This is a genomic window from Streptomyces chiangmaiensis, assembly GCF_036281785.1.
Taxonomy (GTDB): domain Bacteria; phylum Actinomycetota; class Actinomycetes; order Streptomycetales; family Streptomycetaceae; genus Streptomyces; species Streptomyces chiangmaiensis.
Genome location: NZ_JAYWVC010000443.1, coordinates 1 through 3,097, shown reverse-complemented (window position 1 = coordinate 3,097; position 3,097 = coordinate 1). Strand labels below are relative to the sequence as shown.

Genomic DNA, 3,097 nt, shown 5'->3' with positions numbered 1-3,097 from the left:
AAGTCGAAATGAGCGACGAAGGCCGCAAAGGGCAGGCGAACAGACATCAGGGGCCCGGCACGTCGAACGAAGCGAACAGGTCGGACAGGAGCGGAAACGGACATGGGTAAATGGCTGAGCGGCGACGGAGTTCCCGGCCGTCCAGGCGTGCACCCTGACGGCGCCGAGTCCGGCCGGTGGGATGGGCATGACGACAGCGCGCTGGAGACAGCGCTGGCCGCAGTCATGCGCGGAGGTGATCTCGACCCCAGGGCTGAGCAGCAGGCCGTGGCCGCCTTCCGGACCGCCCGCGCCGCGGGGGCACACCGGGCGCGCACCCGACGCCGGGACGACTGGCGGCTGCCCGCGGAGCGGCGTACCGGGCACCCTGTGAAAACGACGTTGGGCGTGGTGTTCGCCAGCATCGCCCTGGGCGGCGTAGCTGTCGCGGCCATCGGCTCGGTGGGCTCGTCGGCAGACGGTGCCGGCCGCGGGACCGCGAACCCATCGGCGGTCACCTCGGACCGACCGGGCGGTGGGACTGCGTCTTCCCGCGGCCTCGGACCGACGAAGCATCCGGCCACCGCCAAGGACACCGAGGCCCACTGCCGCGCCTACGAGCAGACCAAGAACCGCGGCAAGGCGCTCGAAGCGACAGCCTGGCAGCGGCTCGTCGCGGCTGCGGGCGGCGAGGACAAGGTCACCGCGTACTGCTCCGAGCGGCTGGCGCGGGCGACAGCCGAACCGAACAAGCCGGGCAGCCAGAGCAAACCCGGCGCCGGCGCCGCGGATTCCGGCAGGGGCCAGGGAGGAAGCACCGGCGACTCCGGCAACCATCCCAGTGGCGCAGACAATGCGTCCGGAAACGCCAAGGCAGGCGACATCAGCGACAACGGCAAGTAGAGGTAGGTCGACAGGCAGCAGCCCGGCGCAAAACAGCGACGTATCGGGGTCCGTGGCGTCCGCCTGAGGGTGAGCTCTTCGCCGCCCCCGATTGCGCGGACAGCGAGGTGGTCAGGGCGAGTGCGGCGAGTGCCTCGGCGCGCTGCAGAGGTTCAGGAGCATGACCTGTTCGGAGGCGACCCTCTCTTGTCACGAAGCGCCACCGCCGCTTCAATGCCCTCACCCCCGCAGGAGCACACCCGTCCCACACCCATCGAAGGGGTTCTTCTTGACCGCCATACGCGCCACCGCCGTCACCGCAGCGGCCTGCGCCACCGTGCTCGCCACCGCGCTGCCCTCCTCCGCCATCAACTCCTACAACGCGGCCCCCGCCCCGGAGCGAACCGAGGTCGGCGCTCTCGTGGCGACCTGGGACAGCGACGACGACCCGGCGACGCCGGACCGGGTCGACTGGGTCTGCTCCGGCACGATGATCGACGCGGACACGTTCCTCACCGCTGCGCACTGCACCACCGATTGGCCGGAGAACGTGAGGTTCTACGTCTCGCTCGACCAGGACGTGCAAGGAGGGCTGGACGCCGCAGCGCAGCAGTACCCGGACGATCCGGCCGCCCAGGCGAACGCCGTCGCCGTCCAGGGAATGGCCCACACCGACCCCGCCTACCCGGGCCCTGCCTCGGACCCGCACGACATCTCGGTGATCGAACTGCCCGCCGCGAAGGTCAAGTCGCGCTGGTCCTTCACGCCGGCCACCCTGCCGACCGCGAACCAGCTGGGCGCCCTCGGCCCGCAGAAGCTGAACTCCACCAACTGGTTCGTCGCCGGATACGGCACTCAGGAAGCGGTCAACGGCCCGGGCGGTCAGACACATCCGGGCGGCGGCGTCCGCATGAAGGCGCCCGTCACCTTCGACGCCCTCAACGGTGCCTGGGTGCGCTTGGCCATGACCGCACCACAGGGAAACGGGGGTGCCTGCTACGGTGACTCCGGCGGCCCCAACTTCGCGGCCATCGACGGCAAGAACATCCTTGCGGCCACCACGATCACCGGCGACACCCCCTGCTACGCGACGAATGTGTCTTACCGGCTGGACACTCCGGTCGCGCGGTCCTTCCTGTCACCGTTCGTGAAACTTCCGTAGGGCCCGGCACAGTCTCTTCACGCGTCAGGAGCATCCAGTTCGGCGGCGATCTCGCTGATTTTCGCCCGGACCCACGCGAGTGCCGGGTCCGTGGTGCGGTGCGGGCTCCACCACAGCGTCTGGGTGATCGGTGGAAGCGGCAGGGGGGGTTCGAGCAGCCGGATCGCCGCGGTGCGTTGCAGGAGGGGGACTGCTCGCTCCAGCACGAACGCGACGAGGTCGGTGCCCTCCAGAACCGTCGGCGCGAGCAGGAAGCTCTCCACGGTGAATTCGACCCGTCGCCGCAGCGCGATTTGGGCCAGGTAGGTGTCCACGACGGCGACCGGTACGTGCCCCCCCATCGAATAGACGACGTGGCCGAGTTGCAGGTATGTCTGCAGGCTCAGCTCGTCACCGACCTGGCTGTTGCCCTCCCAGACGCAGCACAACCATCGATCGGTGTACAGCCGCTGCGACGGCAGGGAGACCTTTCCCATGATCGCCGTCGGCTCGATGACAAGGTCTGTCGCGCCGTCGAGCAGCATCCGCGCAGGATCGGGCGAGCGGGGCCGGACCTGGATCGTGACACCGGGCGCCTCGACGGCCAGACGGCGCACGAGCGGCCCGATCAACATGAGCACGCTGTAATCGGAACAGTTGACCCTGACCGTGCACTCGTCGGTGCCAGGGTCGAAGCCGAGCCGGTCGTTCAGCGCGCGCTGGATGATGTCGAGAGCCTCGCGGACAGGTTGTGCGAGCGCTTCGGCGCGTGCCGTCGCAACAAGCGTCGTGCCCTCGCGAACGAGCAGCGGGTCTCCGAACAGTTTCCGCAACCGGGCCAGAGCGCTGCTCATGCCGGGCTGACTGAGCCCCACGCGGGTGGCCGCCCGGGTTACGTTCCGCTCGGCGAGCAGGGCGTCCAACGCCAGGAGCAGGTTGAGATCGACGCTTCCCAGGTTCATGAGCTGCGACCATAGCTGAGATCGATGCCATACATCACCACCAGCAGATCGACAACTAATCGACAAATCTCGCCCTGGGGCCCCATCGTTCCTGGTGTGACGCACACCACGAACACGAACGAGGTCCCAGTCC

The 3,097-nt window shown here is 68.8% G+C and carries 3 protein-coding genes; 2 read left to right on the top strand and 1 reads right to left on the bottom strand.

Annotation, left to right across the window (positions count from 1 at the left end; all coding sequences use genetic code 11):
• The first annotated feature begins 102 nt into the window (after positions 1 to 102).
• Positions 103 to 882 carry a hypothetical protein gene (locus tag VXC91_RS44075; RefSeq protein ID WP_329512965.1) on the top strand — a complete coding sequence of 260 codons (780 nt, stop codon included), beginning with the start codon at positions 103 to 105 and terminating at the stop codon, positions 880 to 882.
• A 268-nt stretch (positions 883 to 1,150) separates the two neighbouring features.
• Positions 1,151 to 2,023: a trypsin-like serine protease gene (locus VXC91_RS44070; protein WP_329512964.1), complete on the top strand. Its 873-nt coding sequence runs from the start codon at positions 1,151 to 1,153 to the stop codon at positions 2,021 to 2,023.
• A gap of 17 nt (positions 2,024 to 2,040) precedes the next feature.
• On the opposite strand, the gene VXC91_RS44065 is transcribed toward VXC91_RS44070, so the two are convergent.
• Complete coding sequence (locus VXC91_RS44065; RefSeq protein WP_329512963.1) at positions 2,041 to 2,964, bottom strand: LysR substrate-binding domain-containing protein; 924 nt, start codon at positions 2,962 to 2,964, stop codon at positions 2,041 to 2,043.
• Positions 2,965 to 3,097 lie beyond the last annotated feature (133 nt).

Coding starts and splice junctions, on each gene's coding strand:
- VXC91_RS44075 (WP_329512965.1), top strand. CDS start 103: ATGGGTAAATGGCTGAGCGGCGACGGAGTTCCCGGCCGTCCAGGCGTG.
- VXC91_RS44065 (WP_329512963.1), bottom strand. CDS start 2,964: ATGAACCTGGGAAGCGTCGATCTCAACCTGCTCCTGGCGTTGGACGCC.